Here is a 14,815-nt window from a genome sequence, read left to right as displayed (position 1 = left end):
CATGACCTTTCTTGCACTGGATATCGGCAACACCCGCCTGAAATGGGCGCTGTATGACGCCCCCCGTAGCGACGCCAAGGTACTGGACCATGGCGCCGAGTTTCTGGAAAACATCGACAAGCTGGCCGAGGGCCCATGGAAGTCACTGGAGGCTCCACGCCACGTACTGGGCTGCGTGGTGGCCGGCGATGTGATACGACGCCGCGTCGAGGAGCAGATGGAAGCCTGGGACGTGGCGCCGCAGTGGGTGGTCGCCAGCGAGGCCGAAGCCGGCCTGCGCAATGGCTACGACCACCCCACCCGACTGGGCGCTGACCGCTGGGTCGCCATGATTGGTGCCTACCAGCACATGCGCCGCCAAGGCGCAAACCGCCCCATGGTGGTGGTCATGGTGGGTACGGCCGTGACGGTGGAAGCAGTGGATGCCAGCGGCAAGTTCCTGGGCGGCTTCATCCTGCCGGGCCACGGCATCATGCTGCGCGCCCTGGAATCCGGCACCGCCGGGCTGCACGTCCCCACGGGAGAGGTCAAACCTTTTCCCACCAACACCAGCGACGCCCTCACCAGCGGCGGCACCTACGCCATTGCCGGGGCGGTGGAATGCATGGTGCAGCACGTGCGCCAGCACTGCGGCGCCGAACCCAAATGCATCATGACCGGGGGTGCCGCCTGGAAGATGGCGCCCAGCATGACGCGCCCCTTCGAGCTGGTGGACAACCTGATTTTTGACGGCCTGCTGTACATAGGGCAAAAGCGTTTCGGCGGCTGAGCGGGCGGCGCTTGTGGAAACACGGGTTTGCAATTCCGGTTTAACGGTATAAACTGTATATACCGTTTAAAAGAGGAGAACGCCATGACCATCAAGACATTGCTGAAATGGGTCCACGCGTTGACCCACCATTACGCACTGCACCGGCCGGAACCCGTGGGCATGTACGCAGCCAGCTACCTGGAGCGCCAGGACTGGGACCACAAGTAGGGAACCCCCCGGGCCTCAGGCCAGCCAGGATTCGGCCAGCCGCACCCAGTAGCTTGCGCCCAAGGGAATCAGTTCGTCATTGAAGTCGTAACTGGGGTTGTGCAGCATGCACGGCCCCGCACCATGGCCGCTCTCGCGGTGGCCACCGTCGCCATTGCCCAGGAACACGTAGCAGCCCGGCTTTTCCATCAGCATGTAGGCAAAGTCTTCGGCGCCCATGGTGGGCTCCTGGGCGATGACACGCTCGGCCCCCACCAGCTCCGCCATCACGCCACGCGCAAAGTCGGCCTCGGCAGCGGAGTTGATGGTGGGCGGGTAGTTGCGGAAGAACTCGAACTCGCAGGTCAGACCAAACGCCTGGGCCGTGTGCTCAGCCACCACGCGCATGCGCTGCTCCAGCATGTCCAGCACGGCCAAGCTGAAGGTGCGCACGGTTCCTTCCAGCTCACAGCTGTCGGGAATCACGTTGGTGGCCTCGCCCGCATGGATCATGGTCACCGAGATCACGCCGGCCTCTATGGGTTTGAGGTTGCGACTGATGATGGTCTGGAAGGCCTGCACCATCTGCGCAGCCACCACCACCGGGTCGAGTGCGTTGTGCGGCATGGCGGCATGGCCGGCCTTGCCGCGTATGGTGATCTTGAATTCATTGCTGGAAGCCATCACCGGACCGGCGCTGACCGCAAACTGCCCTTGCTCCATGCCCGGCCAGTTGTGCATGCCGAAGACGGCCTGCATGGGAAAGCGCTCGAACAGCCCTTCCTTGATCATCTCGCGCGCGCCACCGCCCCCTTCTTCCGCGGGTTGGAATATCAGGTACACCGTTCCATCAAAGTTGCGATGCGTGGAAAAGTGTTTGGCTGCGGCCAGCAGCATGGCGGTGTGACCGTCGTGGCCGCAGGCGTGCATCTTGCCCTGGTGCTGGCTGGCGTGGGCAAAGGTGTTGAACTCCTGCACTGGCAAGGCATCCATGTCGGCACGCAGACCGATGGCCCGGTCGCTGGTGCCGGCCTTGACGATGCCCACCACCCCGGTGGTACCCAGCCCCCGGTGGATAGGGATGCCCCACTCGGTGAGCTTGGCGGCCACCACGTCGGCGGTACGGACTTCCTGAAAACACAGTTCCGGGTGCGCATGCAGGTCCCGGCGTATGGCCGCCATCTCGGCCGCTGCGGAAACAATGGGTTCAATCAGCTTCATCCAAGCATTATGTCGCCGCCGCATTTACCATAGCGTCATGCACGTCTCTATCTCCCCCCCTCCCGCCCAAGGCCGGTTTGACGTCCTGGGCGCCTGCCCGCACGACTGCCCCGACACCTGCTCCCTGCGCACCACGGTGCAGGACGGCGTGGCCATCCAGGTCCACGGCAACGAGAACCACCCCCATACCGGCGGTGTGCTGTGTACCAAGGTGTCGCGTTACACCGAGCGCACCTACCACCCCGAACGCGTCCTCAAGCCGCTCAAGCGCAGCGGGCCCAAGGGCAGCGGTCAGTTCGTGGAAGTGGAGTGGGAAGAGGCCCTGGCCGACATCGCGGCACGCCTCAAGGCTGTGGCTGTACATACGCCGCAGGCAATCTTGCCCTACAGCTATGCCGGCACCATGGGGTGTGTGCAGGGTGAAAGCATGGCCGGGCGCTTCTTCAACAAGCTGGGGGCCGCCGAGCTGGAACGCACCATCTGCGCTTCAGCAGGCGGCGCGGCCCTGGTCCACACGCTGGGCGGCAAGCTGGGCACCCAGGTGCAGTTTTTTGCCGAGTCGCGCCTCATCCTGATCTGGGGCAGCAACTCCATTGCCAGCAACCTGCATTTCTGGCGCCATGTGCAGACGGCCAAGCGTAATGGCGCGCACATCATCTGCATAGACCCGCGCAAAACCGAGACCGCCGAGAAGTGCCATCAGCACATCGCCCTGCGTCCCGGCACCGACGCCGCACTGGCGCTGGCGCTGATGCATGAGCTGATCCGCAATGACTGGCTGGACCATGACTACATTGCCGGCTACACCGTGGGCTGGGACGCGCTACGGGAGCGTGCCCTGCAGTGGACGCCCGAACGCGCCGCCGAAGTCTGCGGCATCACGGTGCAGGAAATCACCGAGCTGGCACGTATCTACGGCGAAACTTGCAAGGCGGGTGAACCCGCCGCCATCCGCTTGAACTACGGTATGCAGCGCGTGCGTGGCGGCGGCAATGCCGTGCGCGTCGTGGCCTGTCTGCCTGCGCTCACAGGCGCCTGGCGCCACCGCGCCGGCGGCATGCTGCTGTCCTCCAGCGGAACCTTCCCCTATGACGACGATGCGTTGGAGCGCCCCGACCTGCGCACCGGCCCGGTTAAGCGCACCATCAACATGAGCACCATCGGTGATGCCCTGCTGCAGAAGGCGGACGACGGCGCCCCGCTGGTACAGGCCATGGTGGTCTACAACAGCAACCCCGTGGCCGTGGCTCCTGACTCGGTCAAGGTGGTCCAGGGCTTTGCCCGTGAAGACCTGTTCACCGTGGTGCTGGAACACTTTCGCACCGACACGGCCGACTACGCCGACTACATACTGCCCGCCACCACACAGCTGGAACACTGGGACATCCACGGCGGCTATGGCCATACCGATGTGCTGCTCAACCGCCCGGCCATTGCGCCGCTGGGACAGGCGCGCAGCAACACGCAGATATTCCGCGACCTGGCGCGGCACATGGGCTACACCGACGCCTGCTTTTCCGACGACGACCTGACGCTGGCCCGCAGTGCCTTCAAAGCGGGCGTGGATTTTGAAGAGCTGCTGCAAAAGGGCTTCACCACACTGTCCTTGCCGGATGCGCCTTTTGCACAGGGCGGCTTTCCCACACCTTCGGGCAAATGCGAGTTCTTCAGCCAGCGCCTGGCCGATGCCGGGCAGGATGGCCTGCCGGACTACCTGCCCAATTACGAAGTGGCGCACAGCGGCGACACTTATCCGCTGGCCATGATCTCGCCACCAGCACGCAACTTCCTCAACAGCAGTTTTGTCAACGTCAAAAGCCTGCGCGACATCGAAGGCCAGCCGTTGCTGGAAATCCATGCGGATGATGCGGTGGCACGTGGCATCGCATCCGGCGACACGGTGCGGGTGTTCAACGCCCGAGGTACCTACCGCTGCGTGGCCAAGGTCAGCTCTCGCGCGCGGCCTGGCGTAGTGCACGGCCTGGGCGTGTGGTGGCGCAAGCTGGGGATGGACGGCACCAATGTGAACGAACTAACCAGCCAGCATTTGACCGATATGGGGCACGCACCGACGTTCTACGACTGTGCCGTGGAGGTGGAACGTTCGGTGCTCGCGGTGTAAGATGACTGCGCCACCTTGGGCGGCAGCGCGCACCGCCTGTACTGGGCATTTTCTGGAGTCCGACATGAACATTCGCCACATCATTGCCTGCCTGTTGCTTGCTGCCGTCTCCTCATCCTGGGCGGACGAAGCCGCCATCGGCTACGTCAAGACACTGACTGGCGAGGCCACCATCACCACGGGCAAGAACAAGGTCAACGCGCAGCTGGGAACACCCCTGTTTCAAGGCAGTCAGCTCAAGACCGGGCACAAGAGCAGCTTGGGCGTGACCTTCAAGGATGACACCGTCATGTCCTTTGGCGCGGATACCGAGTTGACGGTGGACGAGTACCTGTATGCGCCCAGCCAGGGCAAGCTCAAGCTGGGTAGCAGCCTGGCCAAGGGCAGCATGAACTACGTCTCGGGCGTGATTGCCAAGCTGCAGCCCGACGCCGTTTCGGTCAAGACACCCACTGGAACCATTGGCGTGCGCGGCACGCAATTTGTGGTGAAGGTTGAAGAGCCCGCACAATGATGTGCACGGCATTGTTTCGCAGCCTGCCAGCCTTGCTGAGTGCCTGCCTTCTGGCATCGTGCGCTTCGCCGCCGCCCCCCAAGGATCTTTCTTACGTCGCCCTGCTGGAAAGCCCGGATGGCACTGTGGGCAAGGTCGTCGTCAAAGGCTCCAAGGGCGAGCAGATCATCGATCAGGCGCGCTATGGCGCTTTGCTGGATGGCTCGGCAGCGCCTGCTGCGGTTGACGAGCTGACGCTGCAACGCGACTTCGCCGACGCCAGAGCGGCGCGGCCCGAGTTGCCGGTCCATTACATCCTCTATTTCGAAACCGGTGGTGCGCAGCTGACACCGGAATCCCAGGCTCTGCTTCCACGGATTGTGGATGCGGCCAGCAAGCGCAGTTCCGTGGACGTGTCTATCACCGGGCACTCGGATACGGTTGGCAAAGCCGAGGTGAATGAGGCCCTGTCGCTCAAGCGTGCCCAGGTGGTTGCCGAACTGATCAAGGCCCAGGGACTGAAAGTTGATCAGGTTTCCGTGGAGTCGCACGGCGAACGCAACCTGTTGATCCCCACGCCGGACGAAACACCGGAGCCGCGCAACCGCCGGGTCGAAATCACCATCCGCTAGACAGCCCTGGCTGTCCGGCTACTCACTTCGCGTTCATCACAATCAGGTCGCCACGCTCGCCGGCCAGCAGGCGCTCGTGGTGCAGCTTCACCAGCGGATCCTGTGGCCAGTCCTGCGCCAATTGGGCAAACAGGGCAAGGGCCTGCGCATCTTCTGCCGCCATGGCCTGGAACGCTGCGCGGTATGCCTCCAGCGGAGCCCGTTGCACCACATCTTCCGTCACCGGTTCAAACACGGCCAGCGCCTTGCTTTTACCTTTGAGCACCAGGCGTCCGACCGGACGCACAACCGCCTGCGGGTTGTCTGCCAGGATCGCCTCGGAAATGCACATGCGCGTGCCCAGATGCTTGTTAACGCTCTCCAGCCGTGCCGCCGTGTTGACCGCATCGCCCAGCGCACGGTAGTCAAACATATGGCTGCCACCGAAGTTACCCACGATCACTTCGCCACTATGTACGCCAATGCGGGTCTTGCCAAATGCCGAACCTTCCTTCTGCAGACGGGTCGCGTACTGATTGGCAAATGCGTCCATCTCCAGGGCACACGACAGCGCACGCACACGGTGGTCGGCCTGGGGCACGGGAGCGGAGAACATGATGGCCACCGCGTCACCGACGATGCGATCGAGCGTACCGTCAAAGCGGAAGGCAATCGCAATCATCTCGTCCAGATAGGCATTGAGCAGACTTACCGCCTGCGCCGGATCCACGCCCTCCATCAAGGTGGTGAAACCGGCAAGATCGGTAAAGATGAAGCTGCAAGTCTGGCGTTGGCCACCCAGGGCCATGCCGTCCGGGTTTTCGACCAGATAGGCCACGCGGTTGGGTGAGACGTAGCGCGAGAAGGCATCCTTGATCCAGCGCTGTTCGCGCTCGCTGCTGAAGTGGTGCCACAGACTGCAGATGATGTAGGTCAGGAGCACTGCCAGTGCCGGGGTCGCTGCATCCAGCAACAAGCCCTGGGACACAAAGGCCCACCATGCGCCGCCCACGATGGCACCCAGCAACGCCACGCTGGCGCTGGCCGCCACCAGTGCGCGCGTGCGCATGGCCAACAGCCCGGCCATCAGGCCACTGATCATCAGCACCAGGCTCTCCAGCCCGCGTGCCCAACTGGGCCGCTCCAGGAAGTGTCCAGTCAACGCCTGCTCCAGCCCTTGTGCATGGGCCTCCACGCCGGGCATCAAGCCCATGGGACTGAAGCGCAAATCCATCAACCCCTGGGCTGAGCTGCCCACCAATACGATGTGCCCTGCCAACTGCTCTGGCGGAACCTGTCCGGCCAAAACCTTCCAGGCCGACACATAGCGCTCCTTGACCGGCCTGGTGTAGTGCACCCACATTTCGCCGTGCGGCGTAGTCGGCACGATCAAATCACCAATGCGTAGCTCCGACAGGCCACTGTTCTGGCCGGCACTCTTGAGCACCACATTCTTGGCGCCCTGGGCCACGCGTAACGACTCTCCCACCAGACTGCCCACCGGTGTGCCGTCGATCTGGAATACCAGCGGCACCCGACGCACCACGCCATCGCCATCCGGTACAAAAGTCAAAGCGCCATTGCCCTTGGCCACCTTCTCGAAGAGTGGCAGGGACGTAACGGCCGAATCAAAGGCATGCAACCATTCTGGCTGTGGCTCTCCGGAATAGATGAAACGGGACTTCTGCTCGGGCAGCACTTGCGAGAGAGGCGCGTACTTTTCCGACGCACTCTTTTTGCTGGCAATCTTGTTGCGCAGCATGGCAAAACCCAGCACCGCATCGCCTTTTTCCAGGCTGTGCGCAAAGACCTCATCATGGTCAGGCAGGGCCAGAACGTTGGCCCGCTGCTGCCCCTGAAGCTTCCACAGATCAGCCGCCACTTTGGGTGAAGTGCGATCCGGTTCAGAAAAAATCACGTCAAACCCGACGGCTGCCGCGCCCGCTGCACCCAAGGTATCCAGCAATTGGGCCAGGCGCGTGCGCGGCCACGGCCATTGCCCCAATTGCGCCAGGCTTTCATCGTCTATGTCCACCACCCGCACCGGAGCCGGCTGGTATTCGCGCGGATGCCAACGCTGAAACTGATCAAACTGGTTATTGCGTAGCGCCTGCTGCCAGCGTGTATCCATGACCATCAAGGTCAGCCCCAGCAACACTGGCAACATGGGCAAGAGCAATGCCCACGGCGAGCCAGCCTTCTTCTCCATGGTCGAAACCCCCTCTTGCGGCATGCTGTTTGTCAGCGGCATACGATACCATTCCGCACCGGAGTACAGACCGAAATTCAAGGGTGAGAACAATATGAAGATCGCAAATATCAACCGCTTTATCCAATACCTGCGAACGGCATTCGACGCCTTGCAGGTAGAGATTGCGATGGAACAAATAGAGCAGATCGCCATGGTGGTGCACAGCGCCATGGAGAGTTCCAGGCGCCGCTACCACTGCTCCGACCATGCGCTCTACATGTGCGAAGGCATGGCCCCCAGACAGGTGCTGGCCGCCGTTTTCCACGACATCGTCTATTACCAGTTGGATGACGGCTTTCCCGCGCGGGTAACACACTTGCTCAACCCGCTTGTAGGTCGCCAGGGTAACGATCTGATCCTGCGTAAGACCGCGGGTGACGATCCGGACATGCAACTGTGCCTTGAGATATTTGACTTCATCCCCGGCCAGACATTGCCGCTGTTTCGCGGCATGAATGAATTCATGAGCGCCGCAGTCGCGGTGCGCATGTTGCAACCCTTCCTGGCCCCGGCTGACCTGATCGCCGTAGTGGCTTGCATTGAAGCAACGATCCCCTTTCGCGCACCCGAACCGGATGGTCGCGACAACATCCAGGTACTTGCAGAACGGGTGCGGCAACAGGGCATCAAGCGCCTGGGATTGACAGACGGCCCCGCACTCGACGCTTTTGTGGATGCCACCATGGTGGGAGCAATCCAGATCACCAACCGCGATGTGGCCAGCTTCGCGGAGCCCAACCCGGGGCGATTCGTGTCCGGCACCTGGCTTCTGATCGAGGAATCCAATGCGCCGCTGTCGGCCGTTGGTGTCTACACCTTGCAGGACTATCGCGAAGCGCTTTCGCGCATGCACAACTTCCTCGAAAGCCTGCAGGCCCCTCGCGTCTTCCACCAATATGCCAACTTTCCATCGGCTGCCGAATATGCCGAGATGACGGCAGCAGCAGCTGCCAACATCGCATTTACCGTGGCCTTTCTGCGCCTGAAGATCCTGTCCATCGTCATCATCGAAGCCATGGCCCGCGACACCGGAGGCAACTGCCCGGTGTCCATGTTCCTGGGTGATATCCGTTCCAATGCGGGCATGCCTGAGCGGGTGGAAGACTATCTGCCGCAGGGCCCATCGCCCGCCGGGCTGGATGCGCAACTGCTGCAAATGCTGGAGAAAGGCCGACCGGAAGACGCCAGCAACGATCTGGCGGTATCCCCTCTGACTGCCTTCATCTACCGCAGCCTGGGACCGCAAGGGTGCGACGCGGCGCTGGCGGCTAGCCGACGCATGCTGATCGGCGAGATGAGTACCCGCGACTTTCTGATGACGCTGAATCCCTCCATGCTGCGCACCATCATCGATGCCTGTGCACGCATTGCCATATCGCGTAAGGACCGGCTCAACCAGTTGCGTGCAGCGCTGGCAGACGGTTAGTCCTTCAGGCCGCCAGGGCGGCAGCGGCAATGTCCAGGCTGCGCAGCCGCATGGCGGGGTCGAACACATCACAGACCAGCATCAGTTCGTCTGCCTCGGTCACTTCGGCAATTCTCTTCATATGCTGGGCCACGGTGGCCGGGCCGCCGATGACGGCCATGGCCAGAAAATCGGCAATGGCTGCGCGCTCCTGCGCGTCACGTGACTCCAGGTAACCCGCAACGGGCGGCTGCAACGCGCGTCGCTCACCCCGCACGATGCCTGAGACGCGCTGGAATATGCTGCTGGCCAGGAACTGGGCCTCGTCGTCGGTCGGTGCCGCCACCAGGGGCACGCCGACTATCACGCGCGGCTTGGGCCAATCAGCCGATGGCACGTAGCTGCTGCGGTACAACTCCAGCGCCTGCATCAGCATGCGTGGCGCAAAGTGCGAGGCAAAGGCATAAGGCAGTCCACGCGAGGCAGCCAGTTGCGCTGAAAACAGACTGGAGCCCAGCAGCCAGATTGGCACATGCGAGCCCGCACCGGGCGAAGCGACAACGCGCTGGCCCGCCACCGGCTCGCCCAGCAACTGCTGCAGCTCGGCCACTTCACGTGGAAAGTCTTCTTCGGTCTCGACGCGATTGCGGCGCAGAGCTCGCATGGTGACCTGATCGGTTCCGGGTGCACGTCCCAGGCCCAGATCTATGCGACCAGGGTACAGGGCTTCCAAAGTTCCGAAGGCTTCTGCCACTACCAGCGGCGCATGGTTGGGCAACATGATGCCGCCGGAACCTACGCGGATGCGCTCAGTCCCCGCAGCGATATGCCCCACCAGTACCGCAGTGGAGGAGCAGGCCAGACCTGGCATGTTGTGGTGCTCCGCCAGCCAGTAGCGGGTGAAGCCGAGTCGCTCGGCATGCTGTGCGGTTTGCAGGGAAATGGCAATGGCATCGGATACGCTGGAGCCCTCGCGGACGGCCACCAGATCGAGCATGGAAAGCGTGGTTTTGGACATGCGCCCATTATCTGCAGGCACTGCCTAGCATGCAGCCGCGCCAGTAATGCCCTCACTGGGGGGAAGAAGTGATGCTACTCGGCCTCAGCTGCGCTTGCTGCCGCAAACAATTCCATAGCGCTCTCGGCGACACGGCGCGTGTCGTAATAGGCATAGGCGCCAACCCCCACGGCCCCCAGGAACGGGACCAAGCGTGAAGCACCGGTCGCCAGCATCTTTTCGCTCAGGCGCTGCCCAATTCGCCGGGCAATGGCCTGTATCACTGCGCCGGATGCCTGGCGAATCAGCCAGCGCTCACCGGCCCGCACCACCAGATCGCGCACGGCCTGTGCGGCGCTGTGCTTGAACAGGCAATACAGCATGTGCTCTCGGGTCAAGGTCGCGCTCTGCCCATACACCGCGGCAATGTCGCTGACCAGTTGCGACTGGATCTTCCACACCGCCAGCAAGTCAGGCAACAGCGTCACCAATCCGAAGGGGCCTGGCGCCAAAGCCAGAGAGCCCGACGTCATGGCTGCCTTTTGTGCAGCCTGTCGCGTCAGCTCCAACGCTGCCTGCTGCGCTTGCGTCGCCGGATGCTCAGAACTGGGCGGAACCCGGCCTGCGATGTCCAGCACCAATCGCGCAAGGGTGTGAGAAATGCCGTCGCCCTCAGGCGCGGAGATGATGGATGAGCTAGTCATGTGCATGCACAGCCAGTGCACGGCTGGCCACCATATCGAGTGCGGCGCGACTCACACCCTGCTTGTCAACCCACACCTTGGGACTCAGGCTGCCGGCCAGTGACACCGCATCACCATCCCGCAACGCCAGCAGGTCCTTGCATACCTGGGCATCAAAAGCAATCACATTGACAATGACCAGGTCAGGCTGTGTCCCTTGCGCGCGCACCTTGGCCACCACGAAGATGCTGTTGCTCTTGCCCATGCGCTTCTCGGGGTCGCCCCAGATATTGCCCGCCACCAATCCTTCAATCACTTCAGCTCCTGTGCGTCAAGCAACTTGTTTGTCAGGGCACTAGCTTACCGCGATGGAGGATGGCCTGCCTTGGGTTCATCTTTCTGGGTGAGCATCACAACACTTTTGTGGATGCGCCGCGTCGCACTCCATACGCCCCACAGCACTACAGGAATCAAAGCCCCCACTGCCAACTCAGGGTTCACCGGCACGCCGCCGGCCTTGAGCGCCTTGGCACCGTATAGCAACAGACTGATCACGTAATACGAGATGGCAGCAATCGACAGTCCTTCCACCGTGGTTTGCAGATGCAGCTGCAGTTCCTGCCCACGCGTCAGCTTGGCCAGCAACTGCTGGTTCTGCAGCTCCGCCGCAATATCCACACGGGTGCGCAGCAGACTGCTGGCACGCGCCACGCGCTCGGACAGGGACGTCAGTCGCTGGGCCGTTGCCGCAACGGTTGCCATGGCAGGAGACAGGCGGCGCTGCATGAACTCGCCGATGGTCTGCATTCCCGAAAAGGGCTTTTCACGCAGCTCGACAATACGCTGCGCTACCAGAGCCTGGTAGGCACGGGTTGCAGAAAAACGGTACATATGGGTTGCGGTAGTCCGCTCCACGCGCGCAGACAAAGATACCAGCGTATCAAGCAGTTCCTGATCGGCTGCAGACTTGTTCTCCAGGCTAGTGGTGATATCCGCCAACTCGCGTTCCGATTGGTGCAGCATGGGTCCCAGCTCTTTGACCAGCGGCAATCCCCGCAATGCCATGAGGCGGTAGGTTTCCAATTCCAGCAGACGCTGGGATACGCGCCCAGCGCGCGTCTGCGAAGTGTTCTGCGGCGCAATTACCAGGATGTGCTCAAAGCCATCCGGGCGCAGCATGAAATCGGTGACAGCACAGGAGTGGCCATTGCTACCCATCAAGGAAGCCACCAAGGGATATTCGCCAAACCATTGTTGCGCCTGGACCATGGTCCCCGTCGCGTCGTTCAGATCGCCGTGCAGCATCACCAACCGGATTGCCGCGATGGTGCGCCCCGGGATGGATTGCAGCCAATGCGGTGGCAGTCTGACCAGGTCCATCAAGTCTGCACGACTGCCGTTTTCCAAAGCCAGGGACGGTGTGGGATAGACCAGCGAATAGCGGGTGAATTCACTATGGCGCTCCCACTTCAGCGTGTAACCATCGAGATGCAGGCGCATGAAGTTGCCATGCATCTGATCGGGCTCCAGGCTCTGCTGACCGGGTAGCAAACGCAGGTGTTCACACTCCTGTTCGCGGGTCACGCCTTCGTTGAATACTGCCACATACAACACCAGTGCCGGCATGGAAATACTGGCCTGTGGCCGCGCATGGACTTCGTTATGCAAGGTGCGTCGCAATGCATCTTCGACGGGGAGATAAATGGAGTCGGCGGAGGGTGTGGTTGTCATGGCAGTGTCTGTTTATGTTGGGCCAATTTACCGCAGATTGGACAGGCACTCCAATATCGGCCCGTTTGGATATTCGGCACAACCCGTCATGCCCATATGCTCAAAAAATGGGAGCATTTCACAAAACTATTAAAATAGCCCCTGCCACGCATGGCTGCTCACTGCAGGCGCGGGTATTTATATCAGTCAATTTAGGATCCATATGTCGCTGTCCAAAACCACGCTCTCGGCCATTCAGCAAGCCGGTCAGGCACTTCACCAAGCCACCGTCGTGGTCTCTGGCGCGGTCCGTGAGCAAGCTGAGCACCTTGTCACCACCGTAGCCAGTCAACCATTCCAGGCCGAAGGTGAACAGGCATTTGCCAATTTCAAGATGCTGGCGCGACTGTCACAAGACCTGCTGACACTGGAAGAACAATTGCGCGGTCTCTACGCCACTGCATCCGAACTGGCCAGCCCGGAAATGGATGTGGTTGCCACACTGCCCCGCGTATCGGCCAAGGCCCGTTTGGCCGAAGGTGCAGAAGCTGCTGAAGACGCCATCGTCAAACCCGCAGCAGCACGGCGCGCACGCAAGACCGTCAAGGCAGCAAAGACTCCAAAGACCAAGGCCCCAAAAAAGGCCGGCAGTGGCGCGCTGTCAGGCAATGACACCAAGGTCCTGCAGTATCTGCAGACAGTGCTGAACAACAGCACCTGGACAACCATTACGGGATTGGCCATTTCCCAAGGTTCCGGTCTGCCTTTGGGCTCTGTTGGAATTTCACTGAAGCGCGTGGTTGCCAGTGGCGCGGTTCTCAAGAACGGTCGCAGCGACTATAAATTGAGCGCCTGATGCCGCGCAGCCCGCAGGGCTGCCTCTCAGGGTGCAAAAACCGCCAGTTGTTGTATTGACTGGCGGTTTTTTTATGTCTGCGTGACCAGCATGGACCTCAGCGCATGCAGCGCCAGTCCCGCAATCCCGCTCGCCAGTACCACGGGAATGACACCGATCTTGTAGCGGATCAGGGCCACTGCGGCCGCCGCACCCAGGATGGCGGACATCCATTCGAATGGTCCGGCAAAGCCTTGCGGCCACAGCACATGGTAGGCAAAGAACACCGCCAGATTCACAATCACACCAACGACGGCCGCCGTGATGCCGGTAAGTGGCGCAGTGAATGTGAGATTTCCGTGCGTGGTTTCGATGAAGGGACCGCCCAGAAATATGAAGAAGAAGGACGGCAGAAAAGTGAAGAAGGTGACCACGGTCGCCGCCGCCATGCCGGACAGGAACAGGGCGTCAGGCCCCAGGACAGCCTTGCTCCAACCTCCTGCAAACCCCACGAATGAGACCACCATGATGAGCGGCCCGGGAGTGGTCTCCCCCAACGCCAGACCATCGATCATCTGGGGTGCGGTCAGCCAATGGAAGTGCTCCACCGCACCTTGGTAGACATAGGGCAGCACTGCGTAGGCACCACCAAATGTCTGAAGCGCGGCCTTGGTAAAGAACCAGGCCATCTGGGTTAGTACCGCATCCCATCCGAACAACACCGTCAAGGTACCCATGGCTGCGGCCCATATGAAAAGAAACACGGCCAGTATGAAACCCAGCCGTGTCCAGCTGAACCGTGCGTGGGCCGGTGTCGGTGTGTCGTTATCGATGACGGCGGCTCCCGCATTGACCCCTGCACTCCCGTGCCCCGCTGCCACAGTGAATCTGCCTGGAGCAAAACGTCCGCCCAGATAGCCCGCCACGCCCGCTGACAACACGATGAGGGGAAAGGGCACGCTCAACGCAAAGATGGCAACAAATGCCGCCACGGCAATGGCCCAGAGATAGCCGGTCTTCAAAGCACGCGAGCCGATACGGTAAGCAGCCGACAACACGATGGCCGTCACTGCCGGCTTGATGCCGTATAGCACACCTGCAATGGCAGGAACGTCCCCAAACGCCATGTAGACCCAGGACAGGGCCACGAGCAAGAACAGCGACGGCAATACGAAGAGCCCACCTGCAACAATGCCACCCCAGGTTCTGTGCATCAGCCAACCAATGTAGGTGGCAAGTTGCTGCGCCTCCGGCCCAGGCAACACCATGCAGTAGTTCAGGGCGTGCAAAAAACGCTTTTCGGAAATCCAGCGCCTGCGTTCCACCAGGTCCTCATGCATGATGGCAATCTGCCCGGCGGGTCCGCCAAAAGAGATCAGTCCCAATTTGAGCCAGTAGGCAAATGCCTCACGGAAGGTGGGCGCTTGAGGAGCGGGGCTTGTCGTCATGCAGAGTTCCGCAGAGCGGCATGGAAAGTTTTGCAATGCCCGCAGTGTGCCCTATTGCGCAATCACAAGGCACACCACCCG

The 14,815-nt window shown here is 61.5% G+C and carries 14 protein-coding genes; 7 read left to right on the top strand and 7 right to left on the bottom strand.

Annotated features, from left to right (window positions below):
* Position 1 precedes the first annotated feature (1 nt).
* Both AAGF34_RS10665 and AAGF34_RS10660 read left to right on the top strand, forming a co-directional pair.
* The gene (locus AAGF34_RS10665; protein WP_342620579.1) at positions 2–769 is read left to right on the top strand and encodes a type III pantothenate kinase; all 768 of its coding nucleotides are present in this window, start codon (positions 2–4) and stop codon (positions 767–769) included.
* Positions 770–853: 84 nt separating this feature from the next.
* Positions 854–979, top strand: a complete 126-nt coding sequence (locus AAGF34_RS10660; protein WP_342620578.1) for a hypothetical protein — start codon at positions 854–856, stop codon at positions 977–979.
* Between the two features lie 15 nt (positions 980–994).
* Here AAGF34_RS10660 and AAGF34_RS10655 read toward each other — a convergent pair whose 3' ends face one another.
* Positions 995–2,179: a M20 aminoacylase family protein gene (locus AAGF34_RS10655; protein ID WP_342620577.1), complete on the bottom strand. Its 1,185-nt coding sequence runs from the start codon at positions 2,177–2,179 to the stop codon at positions 995–997.
* Between the two features lie 37 nt (positions 2,180–2,216).
* On the opposite strand from AAGF34_RS10655, the gene AAGF34_RS10650 reads away from it, so the two are divergent.
* From AAGF34_RS10650 to AAGF34_RS10640, 3 genes are all read left to right on the top strand, one after another.
* The gene (locus tag AAGF34_RS10650) at positions 2,217–4,301 is read left to right on the top strand and encodes a molybdopterin oxidoreductase family protein (RefSeq protein WP_342620576.1); all 2,085 of its coding nucleotides are present in this window, start codon (positions 2,217–2,219) and stop codon (positions 4,299–4,301) included.
* Positions 4,302–4,365: 64 nt separating this feature from the next.
* Positions 4,366–4,815, top strand: coding sequence for a FecR domain-containing protein (locus AAGF34_RS10645; RefSeq protein ID WP_342620575.1), 450 nt, complete (start codon positions 4,366–4,368; stop codon positions 4,813–4,815).
* A complete protein-coding gene (locus AAGF34_RS10640) occupies positions 4,815–5,426 on the top strand; it encodes an OmpA family protein (RefSeq protein ID WP_342620574.1) in 612 nt (203 codons plus the stop codon). Before AAGF34_RS10645 ends, AAGF34_RS10640 begins: the two co-directional genes overlap by 1 nt.
* A gap of 22 nt (positions 5,427–5,448) precedes the next feature.
* Here the strand turns inward: AAGF34_RS10640 and AAGF34_RS10635 are convergent, their stop codons facing one another.
* On the bottom strand, positions 5,449–7,656 hold the full coding sequence (locus tag AAGF34_RS10635; RefSeq protein ID WP_342620573.1) for an adenylate/guanylate cyclase domain-containing protein: 2,208 nt from the start codon (positions 7,654–7,656) through the stop codon (positions 5,449–5,451).
* A 52-nt stretch (positions 7,657–7,708) separates the two neighbouring features.
* On the opposite strand from AAGF34_RS10635, the gene AAGF34_RS10630 reads away from it, so the two are divergent.
* The gene (locus AAGF34_RS10630; RefSeq protein ID WP_342620572.1) at positions 7,709–9,082 is read left to right on the top strand and encodes a hypothetical protein; all 1,374 of its coding nucleotides are present in this window, start codon (positions 7,709–7,711) and stop codon (positions 9,080–9,082) included.
* A 4-nt stretch (positions 9,083–9,086) separates the two neighbouring features.
* Here AAGF34_RS10630 and AAGF34_RS10625 read toward each other — a convergent pair whose 3' ends face one another.
* From AAGF34_RS10625 to AAGF34_RS10610, 4 genes are all read right to left on the bottom strand, one after another.
* The gene (locus AAGF34_RS10625) at positions 9,087–10,079 is read right to left on the bottom strand and encodes an LLM class flavin-dependent oxidoreductase (RefSeq protein WP_342620571.1); all 993 of its coding nucleotides are present in this window, start codon (positions 10,077–10,079) and stop codon (positions 9,087–9,089) included.
* A 74-nt stretch (positions 10,080–10,153) separates the two neighbouring features.
* Positions 10,154–10,762 carry an EcsC family protein gene (locus tag AAGF34_RS10620; RefSeq protein ID WP_342620570.1) on the bottom strand — a complete coding sequence of 203 codons (609 nt, stop codon included), beginning with the start codon at positions 10,760–10,762 and terminating at the stop codon, positions 10,154–10,156.
* Positions 10,755–11,057, bottom strand: coding sequence for a single-stranded DNA-binding protein (locus tag AAGF34_RS10615; protein ID WP_342620569.1), 303 nt, complete (start codon positions 11,055–11,057; stop codon positions 10,755–10,757). The genes AAGF34_RS10620 and AAGF34_RS10615 overlap by 8 nt, the downstream gene beginning before the upstream one ends.
* Positions 11,058–11,101: 44 nt before the next feature.
* Entirely contained in the window at positions 11,102–12,472 is a 1,371-nt protein-coding gene (locus AAGF34_RS10610; RefSeq protein WP_342620568.1) for a DUF3422 domain-containing protein, read from the bottom strand.
* A 202-nt stretch (positions 12,473–12,674) separates the two neighbouring features.
* On the opposite strand from AAGF34_RS10610, the gene AAGF34_RS10605 reads away from it, so the two are divergent.
* On the top strand, positions 12,675–13,307 hold the full coding sequence (locus AAGF34_RS10605; protein WP_342620567.1) for a hypothetical protein: 633 nt from the start codon (positions 12,675–12,677) through the stop codon (positions 13,305–13,307).
* 71 nt (positions 13,308–13,378) lie between these two features.
* Here AAGF34_RS10605 and chrA read toward each other — a convergent pair whose 3' ends face one another.
* Complete coding sequence (chrA, locus tag AAGF34_RS10600; protein WP_342620566.1) at positions 13,379–14,734, bottom strand: chromate efflux transporter; 1,356 nt, start codon at positions 14,732–14,734, stop codon at positions 13,379–13,381.
* Positions 14,735–14,815: the final 81 nt, after the last annotated feature.

The sequence above is a fragment of the Rhodoferax sp. GW822-FHT02A01 genome (assembly GCF_038784515.1).
Classification (GTDB): Bacteria; Pseudomonadota; Gammaproteobacteria; order Burkholderiales; family Burkholderiaceae_C; genus Allorhodoferax.
This window is presented reverse-complemented; position numbering and strand designations above follow the sequence as displayed.

What these genes read in the sequence shown, in the direction of transcription:
- AAGF34_RS10605 (WP_342620567.1), top strand. Translation starts at nt 12,675, where the DNA reads ATGTCGCTGTCCAAAACCACGCTCTCGGCCATTCAGCAAGCCGGTCAG.
- AAGF34_RS10620 (WP_342620570.1), bottom strand. Translation starts at nt 10,762, where the DNA reads ATGACTAGCTCATCCATCATCTCCGCGCCTGAGGGCGACGGCATTTCT.
- AAGF34_RS10630 (WP_342620572.1), top strand. Translation starts at nt 7,709, where the DNA reads ATGAAGATCGCAAATATCAACCGCTTTATCCAATACCTGCGAACGGCA.
- AAGF34_RS10635 (WP_342620573.1), bottom strand. Translation starts at nt 7,656, where the DNA reads ATGCCGCTGACAAACAGCATGCCGCAAGAGGGGGTTTCGACCATGGAG.
- AAGF34_RS10655 (WP_342620577.1), bottom strand. Translation starts at nt 2,179, where the DNA reads ATGAAGCTGATTGAACCCATTGTTTCCGCAGCGGCCGAGATGGCGGCC.
- AAGF34_RS10610 (WP_342620568.1), bottom strand. Translation starts at nt 12,472, where the DNA reads ATGACAACCACACCCTCCGCCGACTCCATTTATCTCCCCGTCGAAGAT.
- AAGF34_RS10660 (WP_342620578.1), top strand. Translation starts at nt 854, where the DNA reads ATGACCATCAAGACATTGCTGAAATGGGTCCACGCGTTGACCCACCAT.
- chrA (WP_342620566.1), bottom strand. Translation starts at nt 14,734, where the DNA reads ATGACGACAAGCCCCGCTCCTCAAGCGCCCACCTTCCGTGAGGCATTT.
- AAGF34_RS10665 (WP_342620579.1), top strand. Translation starts at nt 2, where the DNA reads ATGACCTTTCTTGCACTGGATATCGGCAACACCCGCCTGAAATGGGCG.
- AAGF34_RS10625 (WP_342620571.1), bottom strand. Translation starts at nt 10,079, where the DNA reads ATGTCCAAAACCACGCTTTCCATGCTCGATCTGGTGGCCGTCCGCGAG.
- AAGF34_RS10640 (WP_342620574.1), top strand. Translation starts at nt 4,815, where the DNA reads ATGTGCACGGCATTGTTTCGCAGCCTGCCAGCCTTGCTGAGTGCCTGC.
- AAGF34_RS10650 (WP_342620576.1), top strand. Translation starts at nt 2,217, where the DNA reads ATGCACGTCTCTATCTCCCCCCCTCCCGCCCAAGGCCGGTTTGACGTC.
- AAGF34_RS10645 (WP_342620575.1), top strand. Translation starts at nt 4,366, where the DNA reads ATGAACATTCGCCACATCATTGCCTGCCTGTTGCTTGCTGCCGTCTCC.